The organism is Micromonospora sp. DT48, from assembly GCF_049844495.1.
Classification (GTDB): Bacteria; Actinomycetota; Actinomycetes; order Mycobacteriales; family Micromonosporaceae; genus Micromonospora.
In genome coordinates, this window is the sequence record NZ_JBNCLE010000006.1 from 380,140 (window position 1) to 394,491 (window position 14,352).

16 protein-coding genes, 1 tRNA gene and 1 riboswitch are annotated in these 14,352 nt (G+C 69.4%); of the genes, 6 read left to right on the top strand and 11 right to left on the bottom strand.

Annotated elements, in window-relative coordinates:
• Nucleotides 1-46 precede the first annotated feature (46 nt).
• A complete protein-coding gene (trhA, locus tag ACLQ2S_RS07760; protein WP_309223064.1) occupies nt 47-724 on the top strand; it encodes a PAQR family membrane homeostasis protein TrhA in 678 nt (225 codons plus the stop codon).
• A 71-nt stretch (nt 725-795) separates the two neighbouring features.
• Here the strand turns inward: trhA and ACLQ2S_RS07765 are convergent, their stop codons facing one another.
• Nucleotides 796-1,080: a DUF6458 family protein gene (locus tag ACLQ2S_RS07765; protein ID WP_155217078.1), complete on the bottom strand. Its 285-nt coding sequence runs from the start codon at nt 1,078-1,080 to the stop codon at nt 796-798.
• 115 nt (nt 1,081-1,195) lie between these two features.
• Between ACLQ2S_RS07765 and ACLQ2S_RS07770 the strand changes: the two genes are divergently transcribed.
• Complete coding sequence (locus tag ACLQ2S_RS07770) at nt 1,196-1,735, top strand: SixA phosphatase family protein (RefSeq protein WP_425701415.1); 540 nt, start codon at nt 1,196-1,198, stop codon at nt 1,733-1,735.
• A gap of 28 nt (nt 1,736-1,763) precedes the next feature.
• On the opposite strand, the gene ACLQ2S_RS07775 is transcribed toward ACLQ2S_RS07770, so the two are convergent.
• The 4 genes from ACLQ2S_RS07775 to ACLQ2S_RS07790 all read right to left on the bottom strand — a co-directional run bounded on the left by ACLQ2S_RS07775 (nt 1,764) and on the right by ACLQ2S_RS07790 (nt 6,108).
• Nucleotides 1,764-2,033 carry a DUF6458 family protein gene (locus ACLQ2S_RS07775; RefSeq protein ID WP_088996804.1) on the bottom strand — a complete coding sequence of 90 codons (270 nt, stop codon included), beginning with the start codon at nt 2,031-2,033 and terminating at the stop codon, nt 1,764-1,766.
• Between the two features lie 200 nt (nt 2,034-2,233).
• Complete coding sequence (locus ACLQ2S_RS07780) at nt 2,234-4,090, bottom strand: acyl-CoA dehydrogenase (protein WP_425701416.1); 1,857 nt, start codon at nt 4,088-4,090, stop codon at nt 2,234-2,236.
• Nucleotides 4,091-4,238: 148 nt separating this feature from the next.
• Complete coding sequence (locus ACLQ2S_RS07785; protein WP_425701417.1) at nt 4,239-5,366, bottom strand: PP2C family protein-serine/threonine phosphatase; 1,128 nt, start codon at nt 5,364-5,366, stop codon at nt 4,239-4,241.
• 100 nt (nt 5,367-5,466) lie between these two features.
• Nucleotides 5,467-6,108 (bottom strand): septal ring lytic transglycosylase RlpA family protein, encoded by a 642-nt coding sequence (locus ACLQ2S_RS07790; protein WP_309223063.1) that lies wholly within the window; start codon nt 6,106-6,108, stop codon nt 5,467-5,469.
• A 177-nt stretch (nt 6,109-6,285) separates the two neighbouring features.
• Between ACLQ2S_RS07790 and ACLQ2S_RS07795 the strand changes: the two genes are divergently transcribed.
• A complete protein-coding gene (locus ACLQ2S_RS07795; RefSeq protein WP_425701418.1) occupies nt 6,286-6,837 on the top strand; it encodes a phosphoribosyltransferase family protein in 552 nt (183 codons plus the stop codon).
• Between the two features lie 57 nt (nt 6,838-6,894).
• On the opposite strand, the gene ACLQ2S_RS07800 is transcribed toward ACLQ2S_RS07795, so the two are convergent.
• Entirely contained in the window at nt 6,895-7,410 is a 516-nt protein-coding gene (locus tag ACLQ2S_RS07800; RefSeq protein WP_155217547.1) for an alpha/beta hydrolase, read from the bottom strand.
• A 102-nt stretch (nt 7,411-7,512) separates the two neighbouring features.
• Between ACLQ2S_RS07800 and ACLQ2S_RS07805 the strand changes: the two genes are divergently transcribed.
• Nucleotides 7,513-7,944, top strand: a complete 432-nt coding sequence (locus ACLQ2S_RS07805; RefSeq protein WP_155217067.1) for an ASCH domain-containing protein — start codon at nt 7,513-7,515, stop codon at nt 7,942-7,944.
• A gap of 28 nt (nt 7,945-7,972) precedes the next feature.
• Here the strand turns inward: ACLQ2S_RS07805 and ACLQ2S_RS07810 are convergent, their stop codons facing one another.
• Both ACLQ2S_RS07810 and ACLQ2S_RS07815 read right to left on the bottom strand, forming a co-directional pair.
• On the bottom strand, nt 7,973-8,857 hold the full coding sequence (locus tag ACLQ2S_RS07810; protein WP_309223062.1) for an LLM class flavin-dependent oxidoreductase: 885 nt from the start codon (nt 8,855-8,857) through the stop codon (nt 7,973-7,975).
• 179 nt (nt 8,858-9,036) lie between these two features.
• Nucleotides 9,037-9,110, bottom strand: a tRNA-Gly gene (locus tag ACLQ2S_RS07815).
• Nucleotides 9,111-9,478: 368 nt separating this feature from the next.
• On the opposite strand from ACLQ2S_RS07815, the gene ACLQ2S_RS07820 reads away from it, so the two are divergent.
• Entirely contained in the window at nt 9,479-10,480 is a 1,002-nt protein-coding gene (locus ACLQ2S_RS07820) for a zinc metalloprotease (RefSeq protein WP_155217063.1), read from the top strand.
• A 67-nt stretch (nt 10,481-10,547) separates the two neighbouring features.
• On the opposite strand, the gene ACLQ2S_RS07825 is transcribed toward ACLQ2S_RS07820, so the two are convergent.
• On the bottom strand, nt 10,548-11,084 hold the full coding sequence (locus ACLQ2S_RS07825) for a pyridoxamine 5'-phosphate oxidase family protein (protein WP_155217061.1): 537 nt from the start codon (nt 11,082-11,084) through the stop codon (nt 10,548-10,550).
• A 77-nt stretch (nt 11,085-11,161) separates the two neighbouring features.
• Between ACLQ2S_RS07825 and dcd the strand changes: the two genes are divergently transcribed.
• Complete coding sequence (dcd, locus tag ACLQ2S_RS07830) at nt 11,162-11,740, top strand: dCTP deaminase (RefSeq protein ID WP_155217059.1); 579 nt, start codon at nt 11,162-11,164, stop codon at nt 11,738-11,740.
• A gap of 76 nt (nt 11,741-11,816) precedes the next feature.
• On the opposite strand, the gene ACLQ2S_RS07835 is transcribed toward dcd, so the two are convergent.
• On the bottom strand, nt 11,817-12,758 hold the full coding sequence (locus ACLQ2S_RS07835) for an NlpC/P60 family protein (protein WP_155217057.1): 942 nt from the start codon (nt 12,756-12,758) through the stop codon (nt 11,817-11,819).
• A gap of 104 nt (nt 12,759-12,862) precedes the next feature.
• A riboswitch (cyclic di-AMP (ydaO/yuaA leader) is annotated at nt 12,863-12,997 on the bottom strand.
• Nucleotides 12,998-13,191: 194 nt separating this feature from the next.
• Complete coding sequence (locus ACLQ2S_RS07840) at nt 13,192-14,202, bottom strand: C40 family peptidase (RefSeq protein ID WP_230462532.1); 1,011 nt, start codon at nt 14,200-14,202, stop codon at nt 13,192-13,194.
• Nucleotides 14,203-14,352: the final 150 nt, after the last annotated feature.

A 14,352-nucleotide genomic window follows, 5' to 3' on the forward strand; every position in this document is an offset into this window, starting at 1 on the left:
CAGATGCACTACCCGAAAGTAACCTACGCTGCCGTAACCTATTGACGTGACCACCTCAGCACGCCCCCGGCTCAAGCCGGTCGACATCGGGAAACCCCGGATGCGCGGCTGGCTGCACACGTACGCCTTCTTCGTCGCCCTGGTCTGCGGCATCGTGCTCTGCTCGATCGCCGCCACCCGTCCCGGCTGGACCCCGCTGATCAGTGCGGCCGTCTACAGCTTCACCGTCTGCGGTCTCTTCGGCACCAGCGCGCTGTACCACCGTCGGGTGTGGTCCCCGCGCGGCTACGCGGTCATGCGCCGGATGGACCACTCGATGATCTTCCTGTTCATCGCCGGCACGTACACGCCGTTCTGCCTGCTGCTGCTGGAGACCCGGGCCGCCGTCATAATGCTGTCGATCGTCTGGGGTGGCGCGCTAGGAGGGGTGGCGCTGAAGCTGATCTGGCCGCACGCCAACCGGTGGGTCTCCGCCCCGCTGTATCTCGCCCTGGGCTGGGTGTCCGTGGCGATGCTGCCCGACATCCTCCGCCAGGGCGGGGTCACCGCGCTGGTGCTGCTCGCCGTCGGTGGCGCGATCTACACCGTGGGGGCGGTCTTCTACGCGCTGCGTCGCCCCAATCCGTGGCCCACCGTCTTCGGACACCACGAGTTCTTCCACGCCTGCACGTTGGTCGCCGCGATCTGCCACCACATCGCCATCTACTTCGCACTCTTCGCCTGACCTGGGTACGACGACAGCGGGGGTGGTGAGCCTCGTTGCTCACCACCCCCGCTGAGTCCGTCGGGTCGGGGTCAGATCGTGGGACCGGGCCGGCGCACCTCGCGGTACTCCTGGACCACCCGGTCCTCCTGGACCGGCACCGCGCGATCGGCCATCACCCGTTCCTCGCGCACCGGCGCGACGACCGGGCGCCGACGCGAGTTCCAGAAGTAGAGGGTCACCAGCAGCCCGGCGACGCCCGCGAGCATCAGCACCCAGCCGACGACGCTCAGGTCGAGCCAGCCCAGGTTCGCCTCCACGGCAAACGCGAAGATCGCACCCAGTGCGATCAGGAAAATACTGCCACCGATGCCCATCTCGTCGTCTCCTTGGCTATCGAAGCTGGTTCCACTCCGCCGCGGCCACGGATGAGGTTGCGGCATCGACCCACTTACCCCGGCACACCGATTGTCAATCGGGCAAGCTGGAACCATGGCGGACGACGCGCACCACGAGCGGACACTGGTGCTGTTGCGGCACGCCAAGGCCGAAGCACCCGCCCCGGGCCGTCCTGACGTCGAACGCCCGCTGGCCGCTCGCGGTCGGGCGGACGCCGCAGCCGCAGGGGTGTGGCTGGTTCAGCACGAGCTGCTGCCCGACGTGGTGCTCTGCTCAGCGGCGGTACGCACCAGACAGACGTGGCACGACGTCCAGGCGGGCATGACCGGCTCATGGTCGGAGAACGGCCCCACTGGTTCGGCCCCGGCGGTCAGCTACGAACCGGATGCCTACGAGGCTCGCCCGGAGGATCTGCTGGGCCTGATCCGCCAGGTGTCGCCGAGCGCGGCGACGGTCCTGCTGATCGCCCACAACCCCGGCATCTCGCTGCTGTCCGAACTGCTCGACCCGCTCCGGGCGGATCCGGAGGGACTGCGCACCAGCGGCCTCGTGGTGCACCGGACGGCCGTGTCCTGGGCGCGCCTGGGCCGTGGCGCGGCCGAGATCGAAACACGGCACACCGCACGCGGTTGACGCGTGCGGTGTGGGCTGAGGCGGACGCTCAGCTCGGTGGCGCGGTCGGCGGAGGTGGATCGGGCGGCGGCGGCATCATCGCGGTCGGATGCGACAGCCGGTTCTCCTCCACGATCAGGGTCCGTGCCCGCTTTCGACGGTCCTGCCAGAACCACAGTGTGGTGAGCAGCACGGCCAGCCCGGCCAGGATGAAGACCCAGCCGACGGCCCGGAGGTCGATCCACCAGACGTTGGCCCGGATGGCGAAGGTCAGGATCGCGCCGATCGCGATCAGGAAGATCCCACTACCAATGCCCATGTGCGCGGCACTCCCCCGTGCGGTTGCTCTGGGCCTACTCGGACTGGTCAGCCACGGATACCCGCCGCCGGGGGATTTACCCACTCCCCGGACGACCACGGCCAGCACGACGACAGCCGGCAGGGCGAACCCTGCCGGCTGTCGGGTACCACGGGCCGCGACGCGCCGCTATCGCGCGTCGCGGTGGGGAATCCCGTGGCTCAGAACGCTTCCTCCGGGACGTCCATGACGTCCAGGTCGGTGTTCTCGATGATCCGTCGGTCCGCGCCGACGCGGGGCAGCACCTCGCGGGCGAAGAACCGGGCGGCGGCCACCTTTCCGGTGTAGAACGCCTTGTCCGCCGCCGTCACCTCACCGGCGAGGGCCTTCAGCGCCACGTCGGCCTGCTTCTGCAACAGCCAGCCGACCACCACGTCGCCGATCGCCAGCAGGAACCGCCGGCTGCTGAGTCCGACCTTGTACAGCGCCCGGGCGTCACCGCCCTGCGCCTCACCCAGCCAACCGGTCATCACGCCGATGATGTTCTGAATCTCGGCGAGTGCCTTGCCGAGCGCCTGCCGCTCCTCCTTGAGCTGGCCGTTGCCCGCCTCGGTGGTGATGAACTCCTGGATCTCGCCGGCCACGGCCATCAGGGCCTTGCCGTTGTCGCGGACGATCTTCCGGAAGATCAGGTCGAGGCTCTGGATCGCCGTGGTGCCCTCGTACAGCGTGTCGATCTTGGCGTCCCGGACGTACTGCTCCAGCGGGTAGTCCTGAAGGAAGCCGGAGCCGCCGAAGGTCTGCAACGCCTCGTGCCCGAGCAGCTCGTACGCCCGCTCCGAGCCGACGCCCTTGACCAGGGGCAGCAGCAGGTCGTTGACCCGCTTGGCCAGCTTGGTGGCCTGCTCGTCACCGGCCGCCTCGGCGATGGCGACCTTGTCCTGCCAGGAGGCGGTGTAGCAGACCAGAGCCCGCAGGCCCTCGGCGTACGACTTCTGCAGCAGCAGCGAGCGCCGCACGTCGGGGTGGTGGGTGATGGTGACCCGGGGCGCGGTCTTGTCCGTCGACTGGAGCAGGTCAGCGCCCTGCACCCGGTTCTTGGCGTACTCCAGGGCGTTCAGGTAGCCGGTGGAGAGGGTGGCGATCGCCTTGGTGCCGACGAGCATCCGGGCGTACTCGATGATCATGAACATCTGCCGGATGCCGTCGTGCTTGTCGCCCATCAGCCAGCCCTTGGCCGGCACACCGTGCTCGCCGAAGGTCAGCTCGCAGGTGTTGGAGACCTTGAGGCCCATCTTGTGTTCGACGTTGGTGGCGTACACGCCGTTGCGCTCGCCCAGCTCGCCGGTCTCCTCGTCGAAGTGGTACTTCGGGACGACGAAGAGCGACAGACCCTTGGTGCCGGGCCCACCGACGCCCTCTACGCCGACCGGACGGGCGAGTACGTAGTGGACGATGTTGTCGGTCAGGTCGTGCTCGCCAGAGGTAATGAAGCGCTTCACGCCCTCGATGTGCCAGGAGCCGTCCGGCTGCGGGATGGCGCGGGCCCGGCCAGCGCCCACGTCCGAGCCGGCGTCCGGCTCGGTGAGCACCATGGTCGAACCCCACTGCTTGTCGACGAAGAGCTTCGCCCACTTCTTCTGCTGCTCGGTGCCCTCGACGCTCAGCACGTGTGCGAAGGACGGGCCGGAGGCGTACATCCAGATGGGCGCGTTCGAGCCGAGCACCAGCTCGGCGAGCGCCCACCACAGCATCCGGGGGGCGTTGCTGCCGTCCAGCTCGTCGGGGAGGTCCAGCCGCCAGAACTCGGAGTCCATGAACGCCTGGTACGACTTCTTGAACGACTCCGGCAGCGGCGCGGTGTGGGTGGCCGGGTCGAAGACCGGTGGGTTGCGGTCGCTGTCGGTGTAACTGGCGGCCAGGTCCTCGCGTGCCAGGCGGTCCATCTCGGCGAGGAAGGTCCGGGCCGTCTCGACGTCGAGGTCGGAGTACGGCTCCTGGCCGAACGCCCGGTCCGCTCCGAACACCTCGAACAGGTTGAATTCGAGGTCCCGAAGGTTGCTCTTGTAGTGGGTCATGTCGCTGGCCCCGCTTCCGGACAGGTGTTACCGATCAGTAACCCTGACTCTATTACTCACGGGTAGGAAGCGACAACCCGGTCTCGATAGTGACAGGCATTACACACCTGCCGTTCAGGTCACGTCACCCTGGTCGCCCCGGATGTTCTCACCCCTCGGCCGCGCCGACCTCCCAGCTCGGCACCGCTGCCGTCGCGTCCCCCGGTGAGCCCGTGTACTCCATCAGGACCAGCGCGATGTCGTCGTCGAGGTGGCCGTGCACCCATTCGACCAGTGCGGTCTCCAGCGAGGCGAGGCCGTCGCCGACCGTACCGTGACCGAGCAACCGCCAGGCCCGGTCAGTGGTGGGGAAGAACTCGCCGTCCCGACGCGCCTCGCCGAGCCCGTCGGTGAACAGCAGCAACCGATCGCCCGGCTCCAGCCGTTCCACCCGTGGCCGGACCACCGGCATGAAGCCCAGCGGAGGCGCCGGCGACGGTGGCTCAAGGGAGATCACCGCACCGCGACGCAGCAGCAGCGGCGCGGGGTGCCCGCAGTTGACGATGGTGAGCGTGCCACCGCGCTCCTCGACCAGCGCAGCGGTGACGAAGTCCTCGTCGCCGACGTTACGCGCCACCGCCCGGTCCAGGTCCGTGACCACGGCCCGCAGATCGGCCCGCTCATAGGCGACGTGCCGGTACGAGCCGAGCACGATGCTGGCCAACCGGACCGCCTCAAGGCCCTTGCCGCGTACGTCACCGATGATCATCCGTACGCCGTACGGCGTCTCGATCGCCTCGTAGAGGTCACCGCCGATCTCGGCCGTGGCGGTCGACGATATGTACCGTCCCGCCACCGACAGGGCACCCACCTGCGGGCCGAGCGGGCGTAACACCGCCTGCTGGGCCACCATGGCGAGCTTCGACAACTCGGCGATCTGCTCCGCCTGCCGTTGGCGTACCGCCGCGACCGCCCCCGCGATGCCGGTGCCCAGCGCGATGCCGGCCACCGCGACCGCCGTGGACAGCGAGACCGGCCACTCCGCCAGGGCGAAGGTCGCCCCCAGCACGGAGGCGGTGATCCCCACGCCGAGTACGACCCGCCACGAGGCCAGCGCCGCGGCCAGGAACGGAGCGGCCACCATCAGCGCGATGTGGTTGGCGGTACGACCATCCGCCAGCTCGACCGCCGAGACGATTCCGAGCAGGCCGAGGGCCGCGCCGAGGCCGGCGCGGGATCCGGGGCTCAGCGGGCCGCGGCCCGGCTGGAGGAGTTGCGTGCGTACATCCGACAGCATGCCCGATGTACGTGTACGAAAGAATGAGCCTGGCCCCTCGAACGAGACTGTTCTGGCCACGAGGACCCCGCGCCGGAGCCGATCGCGGCGCTCCACCGCCTCAGCCGAGCACCTCGTAGCGAACTTCGATGTGGCCGAGGTCGAGCGACGCGATCTCGGCGAACGCGGCGCGCGCCAGGTCCAGGCAGCGTCCTTCGATGAACGGACCACGATCGTTGATCCGGACGGTGACCGACTTACCGTTGGCCGGGTTGATCACCCGGACCTTCGTGTCGAAGGGCAGCGTCTTGTGCGCGGCCGTCATCGCCTCCGGGTTGAACGTCTCGCCGTTGGCGGTCATCTGGCCCTGCCAGTAGAAGGAGGCGCCGCAGGAGCCGGTGTCGACCACCGGGCGGGCCGTCGTCTTCTTGGCCGTCGGCTTCGGCGTCGGGCTGGCCGTACGCGGCTTGCTGCGGGAGGGCGCCTGGGTGGTGCGGCTCGGCGTCGGACGCACCGTCGGGCTCGGCGACGCGGTGACACTGGCGCTGGCGCTCGGCGACGCGCTCGGCGAGCCGGACGGAGCAGCGCTCGTCTCGGTGGTGGGCGCGAGGTCGATCGCGGCCGGTCGTACCGGCTCCGACCCGGCGGTCAGCCGAACCGCACCGACGGTACCGCCGACGGCGAGCGCGACCGCCACCACGGCGCTGGCCGTGAGACCGGCCGGTGAGGTGATCCTGCGGGTACGGGAGTGCTTGCCAGCCACCAGCCCGGTCCTTTCTCAGCGGGTCAAACCGGCTCGGACCATAACGAGAGAAGCACTTCCGAAGTCAACGTGATCATGATGGTATGCCCGCAATTAGGGTGATACGTGAAGCCGATCATCCGATCGGTGGTGGGCCAGGCGGTCCCGTGCGCAACGCGCCTGGCGCAGGATGGAGACATGCCCGCTGAGCTGAGAGAACGCCTCGTCGAGCTGTTCGGATGGGTCGACCCCGGCCCGGGTTCGACCCACCTGGTCAGCGATATCTCCGGATGGTGGCGAGACCCGGCGACGCTCACCGCGCTGGGGCCCGCGCTGGTCGCGCCGTTCCGGGCGGCCCGGCCCACCGTGGTGGTGTCCCCCGCCGTCACCGGATTCCTCCTCGGCCCGCTGGCAGCCACCGCCCTCGGCGTGGGATTCGTGGCCGCGCACAAGCCAGGTGACGGACGGCTGCCCGCCGGGCCGTTGACCTGGGCGCAGAGTCCCCCCGACTTTCGCGGTCGGCGGGTGGACCTCGCGGTCCGTGACCGGCACCTGGGACCGGGCGACCGGGTACTGGTGGTGGACGACTGGGTGGACACCGCCGCCCAGGTACGCGCCGTCTACGAGATCTGCCGCGCCCGAGGAGCCGAACCGGTCGGCACCGCCGCCGTGGTCGCCGACTGCCCATCGACAGTGGCGGCAGAACTGCGCATCACGGCCCTGCTGACCTCCACCGATCTCCCGGCCTGACAGCCGTGGCCCACGACCTCGCCGATCGACGACCTCGCGGCCGACGACCGGGAGGGGTCAGCGGACGAAGTCCTCGACCACGGTGCAGACCTGGCCGAGCGCCTCAGCGGAGCGGGCCAGCGGGCCAGGCACCATCAACGCGTGGTCGGCACCCGGGATCTCCAGCACGTGCGGGGTCAACTGCCGGGCGATCCGACCGTCCCAGGACGAGTCTGCGGTGCCGCCGACCAGGATGAACGGTGCCGAGGCGCGACGCAGCGCGTCGACCACCTCACCCCGGTGCAGCAGCGGGGTGAGCCAGACGGCAGGCAACCCCCGGCTGGCCGCGAGCGGCGCGGCGAGGGTGCCGAGCGACTTGCCGACCAGCAGGTCCGTCCGCTCGTGCAGGGTCGGGGCGACGTGGTCACACACCCACCTGTCGATGGTGTCGATGTCGAAGTTCTCCGGCACCTGCCAGGAGATCCCGTGCAGCCCGAAACCGAGCCGGCGGAGCGCTTCGCCCAGGTAGAGGAAGAGGGGGTACCGGGTGTCGTACCCGCGTCCCGGGATGAGCACCGCACGTCGGCCCGCCATCGGCATCTCCTTGTCGTCGGCCATCGACCGTACCCCCTCAAACCCGGCCGGCACGGTTGAAGCGACACCGGATCCCCGCGAGCGGGCGATAACCTCGGCAGGATGTGGCCACGGATAGGCGGACTCCGCACGTTGGACCTCGGCACCCCGGGTGAACTACGGACCCGCCTCAACACCCTCGTGCTGGCTGGCGTGAAGACCGCCACCGCCGGCCTGCTGCGCGAGTACGTCGACGAGGGTGAGGAACTCGAGCACGTCGGAGAGCACCTGGCCCTCGTCGACGACGCGGACTCACTCCTGGCCGTCGTCCAGGTGACCGGAGTCGAGGTGACCCGGTTCGCCGAGGTGCCGTGGGACTTCGCCCGCGCAGAGGGGGAGGGCGACCGGTCGATCGAGGAGTGGCGGGCCGGGCACGCCGCCTACTGGGCCCGCGCCGGCACACCGGTCACCGACGACAGCGAGATCGTGTGCGTACGCTTCCGCCTGGTCTCCGCCGGAGTCGGCGACATCCCCACCGGCGACCTCGGCACCTGAGTGCCCCAGCGGGTAGTGACCGGCGGGTTCAGCCGCGCAACTCGGGCAGCAGACGGGTGGCGACCTCCGTCAGGACCGCCTCGTCACCGGCGTACCAGCTGCTCTCCCTCGGCCAGTGCGTGATCACGTCGGTGAAACCGAGCTTCGCCGCGCGTTCCACCTGGTCGGCGAAGAACCGTGCGCTACTCAGCGAGAAGACCGGTGCCGAATCCAGCGACAGGTAGCGGTCCAGACTCGCCGGGTCACGCCCCTCGGCCGCCAAGGCCCGGTCCAGACGTGTGGTCACCTGCGCCACTCCCGACCACCAGTCGTCCAGGTCCTCCCCGCCGACACCGGTGGTCACCCACCCCTGACCGAAGCGGACCACGGTCCGCATCGACCGGGGGCCGTTGGCGGCCACCACGAACGGCACCCGGGGCCGTTGCACGCATCCCGGATTGCTCCGCGCGTCCACCGCCGCGAACCAGTCCCCCCGCCAGGTGGCCCCGTCCTGCCGCAGAATCGTGTCGAGCAACTCGGTGAACTCGGCGAACCGGTCGACCCGCTGCCGTGGCGTCAGCGGTTCACCGCCGAGCACAGCCGCGTCGAACCCGATGCCGCCGGCTCCGAGGCCGAGCAACACCCGCCCGCCTGAGATGTCGTCCAGCGCGGTCACCTGCCGGGCGAAGGCCGCCGGGTGCCGGAAGTTCGGCGAGGCGACCAGAGTGCCGAGACGGATCCGGGTGGTCACCGTCGCGGCGGCGGTCAACGTCGTCATCGAGTCGAACCAGGGACCGTCCACGAGATCGCGCCAGCCCAGATGGTCGTACGTCCAGGCGTGCTCGAACCCCCAGTCGTCGGCCTGTCGCCAGCGGTGCCGGGCCACCGACCAGCGCTGGTCGGGCAGGATCACGATGCCAACCCTCATGATCACCAGCGTAGGGGCTCACCTCGGTCGCAACGCGCGTTACCGCAGAGACCCGGCCAGGGGGTGAGCAGTGAGCCGACACTCCGACGGGCAGGGGACAGTTGCCGCTGCACAGCCGCGCGCCAGACCTCTGAAGCATCGAAGGCCCTGGTCAGGACTTACGTCCCGGCCAGGGCCTTTCGCGTTGGAGCGGGTGACGGGAATCGAACCCGCACTGTCAGCTTGGGAAGCTGATGTTCTGCCATTGAACTACACCCGCAGGCGAGGTCACTCTACCCGAGCATCCCCCGCCGGTGCATCCAGGGCTCCACCGCGCCGCACGAGCCCGACCCGAACCACATCCCACACGACGCCGACCCGCGCCACAGGATGCCGTCGCACGGCGTGGTCGCTCCGCGACAGGGCCGCCTAGACGTCGCTACGCCACGATCACCCAGACAGGCCATATGCCCGAAGTTGCCCGATTCGCTTCCAGGGCGGGCGAGGCCAGGGCGGATGCGGGAGAAAGTTTCACCCTCGCGCAACATATGGCCATGTTCAAATGCTTCGATGGGTTGTAACGTCTGCCCCACGTTTTCCGCACGACGCGACACAACCCCGGTCGCGTCGCCAGAAAGAGGTGGGCTTATGGGACCGCGTCCCGTCCTGCTGAACCGGCGCATGGCCGGCATCGCATCGACGTCGTTCGCCCTGCTGCTCGGCGTGGCCATGGTCGGCGTGCTGCCGGCCTCCACCACGACCGCGGCCCCTGCGGCGGCGGCCGTCACCGCCGACGAGGTGTGTGAGGATCACCTGGGCTCCCTGGCGCGGGCCAAGGGTGGCAGCGTCGTCGACCACGATCCGAACCACCTGACCCCCGCGCAGGTGCACCAGCGCGAGGCCGAGTTCGCCGACATCCTGCAGGAGCGCGCCAAGCGAGTTGGCCAACGCACGCTGAGCACCCAGGCCGCAGCAGCCTCTGTCACCATCCCGGTGGTGGTGCACGTGATCCGTCGGGACACGACCCGGGCCGGCGGAAACATCCCCGACTCGATGATCCACTCGCAGATCAACGTGCTGAACCAGTCGTTCAGCGGTGCGACGGGTGGTGCCGCCACCGCCTTCGCGTTCCAGTTGCAGAGCATCAACCGGGTCACCAACTCGTCGTGGTACCCGATCCGGCAGGGCTCGTCGGCCGAGCGGCAGATGAAGACCCAACTGCGTCAGGGCAACAAGTCGACGCTCAACATCTACCTCGGTGCGCTCAGCAACAACCTGCTCGGCTGGGCGACCTTCCCGCAGAACACCCTGAACGTCATGGACGGCGTGGTCGTGCTGAGCGAATCGCTGCCGGGCGGCACCGCCACCAACTACAACCACGGTGACACCGGCACCCACGAGGTCGGCCACTGGTTGAACCTGTACCACACCTTCCAGGGCGGCTGCTCAGGCAGCGGCGACCAGGTCTCGGACACCCCTGCCGAGGCTTCGCCGGCCAGCGGGTGCCCGACCGGTCGGGACACCTGCTCAAGCCCAGGCCTGGACCCGATCACCAACTTCATGGACTACTCGTACGACTCCTGCATGTACCAGTTCACGCCGGGTCAGGCCACCCGCATGATCAACGCCTGGAACGCCTACCGCGCATAGCAGCGCTCGCAGCACCGCGTACTCAGGTGCCGGCTCCGTGGGACGGGCCGGCACCTGCGTGTGCGGGTCAGGCGGCGCAGCGGTGATGCCGCCCGGGGCGGGTCGGCACCGGGCGGGTCGCCTGATGGGCGCCGCCGGCCGGGTCGAGCCAGACCTGAACGGCCGGGCGGGACGCCAGGCCGCTCGTCCCACCCACCGACTGCTCACGACGGGCCAGCATCGCCACGTCGACCGTGAACTCGAAGAGACGCCAGTCGGCGTGCGGGGCGGCCCGCGAGGCGAGCGCCAGCCGGGCGACGGTGGCGTCGTCGGTAACGGGTCGGGCCCGACCAGCGACGTACGCCTCGTCGTCGCTCTCCTCCGGCGGGAACGAGTGCAGTGCGTAACGGCCGTCGCGTTCCAGGTCGCGTCGCTTCGGTGAGTCGATCACGAAGCAGTAGAGACCGTCGTCGGTGATCACCGGGGAGACCGGGTGCACCCGGGGCCCGCCGTCGGCGCGGACCGTGGCCAGATAGCCGAAGCCAGGGCCGTACTGCTGCATGAGAAGGCGGATCCCGTCGGCGAGTCGAGGCTCGTCAGCGGCGAATTCGGACCAGGAAGCCATGGGGACATCCTATCGAACACACGTTCGAAGCGGGTAGTCGAACACGCCGATCGCATACGGACAGCTATGGTGTGGCGATGCTGCTCTCCGACCGCGACCTGGTCTCCGAGATCAAGGCGGGCACCCTGGCCCTCGAACCGTTCGAGCCCACTCTGGTGCAGCCCTCCAGCATCGACGTACGCCTGGACAAGCTGTTCCGGGTCTTCAACAACCACCTCTACACCCACATCGACCCGGCGACCCGGCAGGACGACCTCACCTCTCCCGTCGAGGTGCCCGACGGCCAGGCCTTCGTGCTGCACCCGGGTGAGTTCGTGCTCGCCTCCACGCTGGAGGTCATCTCCCTGGGCGACCAGCTCGCCGGCCGCCTCGAAGGCAAGTCCAGCCTGGGCCGACTCGGCCTGCTCACCCACTCCACCGCCGGCTTCATCGACCCAGGCTTCTCCGGTCACGTCACCCTTGAGCTGTCCAATGTGGCCAACCTGCCGATCACCCTGTGGCCGGGCATGAAGATCGGCCAGCTCTGCATCTTCCGGCTCTCCTCACCGGCCGAGCACCCGTACGGATCGGCCGTCTACGGCTCCCGCTACCAGGGTCAGCGCGGGCCGACGCCGAGCCGCGCCTGGCAGAGCTGGCGCACCTGGCCCACCCGCTGACGCTCGCGCGGGCAGGCCAGGTCCACATTCGGGCGGTACGAGCCCAGCCGGGTCACCGAAGTCGGTGGGCGAGCGGCTAACCGGGTCTACCGAAGCTGTGCACCGGGCTGCTGTCCAGCCGCTTCATCTTGACCGGCTGACCCGCCCGGGAGGCGTGCACCACCCAGCCACCGCCGACGTACATGCCCACGTGGTGCAGGTCGCGGTAGTAGAAGACGAGATCGCCGGGGCGCAGCTCGGCGCGGCTGACCGACGCGGTGACCCGACGCTGCCGCGCGGCGTTGTGCGGCAGCGAGACCCCGGCCCGTGACCACGCGGCCAACGTCAGCCCGGAACAGTCGTACGCGTGCGGGCCCTCGGCACCCCACGAGTACGGCTTGCCGATCTGTGCGCAGGCGAAGGTGACCGCCTCGCCGGCCGCCCCGCCGGGATACCTGGCCGGGCAGGGGGCGGGTCGCAATGGCCCACCGCCTCCCTTGCCGTACGCCCGCAGCCGGAGCCGCTGCAACCGGTCGATCTCGGCGTCGATCTGGTGCCGCTTACGCGCCAGCTCGGCCTCGGTGCGGGTGAGCTGGTCGATGGTGCTGTCCAACCTGGCCTTGGCGGCGGCGAGTTCGTCGCGCAGGTCACTCGCGTGCCGGATGTCCTCCTGCTGGAAGCGGGCGTAGCGGTCGAGCAGGCCGATGTGCTCGACGACCTCACCTGGTGACCGGGCCCCGAGCAGCATGTTGACCGCCCGTACCTGGTCTCCCTTGTACGCCCCGGCGGCGAGCTTGCCGACCCGGTCCAGGGCCTCGTCCACCTGGCGTTGCAGGGGCATGATCCGGGCGTCCAGGGCCTCCGCCTCCCGCCGCCTGCCGGCCAGGTCCTGCCGGGTGGCGTTGTGCTGTTCGATGACGGCTTCGAGCCGGTTCCAGTCCTTGTCGATCCGGCTCTCGATGTCGGCGACCCTCGGGTCGGCCCACGCCACCGCGACCCCGCCGCTCAGCAGCACGGCGGTCGTGGTCAGGGCGGCCAATGTGTAGCGGTACCAGCGGAAACGCGGCGCAGCCGTCGCTCGGCCGGGAATGCCCGGCTGCGGTGACGGTCGCCGAGGGGCATGGTGTGCCACCGGGCTCCGTGCTCCTTCCTCCGTACCGCCTACCGGGTTAGCTGACGGGTTCGGGCGGGAAGGGACGCCCTACCGTGACCCTCACGGATTCACCCCGGGCACCTGGGTCCCCGGCTCGCTCACGAGCGACTCGGCGGTGTCAGACCGTTACCACCCGGGCTGGGCGGATCTGCCAGCGGCCGACGATTGCCCAGCGTAGGGACGATCGCCATCGATACGCAACACAACCGCACCGTCACTGTGGGTGCTGACATCCGACAATGACGAGGGCCCCCGTCGACTTGACCGGGGGCCCTCGGGAGTTCCTGTGCGACCGCTCAACCAGCGCGGCGGTGGCGCCTCAGCCGGGTCGACGGAATCCGGCGATCGGCATGGTGGTGATGGGCGAGACGTTGACCGGCTTGCCAGCCCGTGGCGCGTGCACCATCTGGTTGTTGCCCAGGTAGAGCCCGACGTGGCTGACATCGCTGCGGAAGAAGACCAGGTCGCCGGGGCGTGCCTCGGACCGGGAAACGGCCTTGCCCTCGTTCCACTGGGCACCGGTGAAGTGGGTGAGGTAGATACCGGCGGCCTTGTACGCGTACTGGGTGAGCCCGGAGCAGTCGAACGAGTTCGGCCCGGTGGCACCCCACACGTACGGCTTGCCCACCTGTGCACAGGCGGTCTGGATGGCCGTCCGCGCGGCGGCGCTGACCACGTCCTTGACGGTCGGGCAGTTGGTCGTCTTGACCACGGTCACCGGCAGCGACTTCTCCAGCCGCTTGATCTCGGCGTCGATCTGCTTCTTCTTCGCCGCCAGCTGCTTTTCCTTCGCCTCCTGGTCGGCGATCAGCGCGTCGAGCTTGGCCTTCTGGGCGTCGTACTTCTTGCGGATCTTCATGACGCCCTCAAGTTCGCGGCGCTCCTGCGCGGCGAGCCGGTTGAGGAGGGCCATCTGCTCACCGAGTTCGTCGGGCTTCGCGTTGAGCAGCACGACGCCGATCTCCTGCGACGGCCCGGTGATGTAGTAGCGGGAGGCGAGGTCGGCCACCCGGTTCATCGCCAGCTCGGTTTCGAGGGCCAGCGGCTGGATCTTCTTCTCCAGGCTCTTCGACTTCTGCCGATTGACCCGCAGCTGGGAGCGCACCTTGTTGTACTGCTCGATGGTGGGTTCGAGCTTCTGCCACTGCTTGTCGATCTGTGCCTCGATCTCCTCGACCGAGGGAGCGGCGTACGCGGGGGCGGCGAGTAGGCCGGCACCGACCGCGGCGGCGGCGACGAGGACCACCAGCCCACGCGCGGCCCGGCGCAGCGCGCCCGGACGGGTTCGTCCCGGCGCGTGACGATGGAGGGGCATGGTTGCCACCGGCAGCGTCTCCTTTGCAACCGACCACCCGGGCGTCCCGCGAGCGGTAGAGACGGGAACAGGCGACCCACGGCGGTCGGTGCCCAACATTAGGGAAGGCCCGGCGGGTAAATCAAGGCGACCATCGGCTCATTCACCTTTGTGCGACGGTACGCA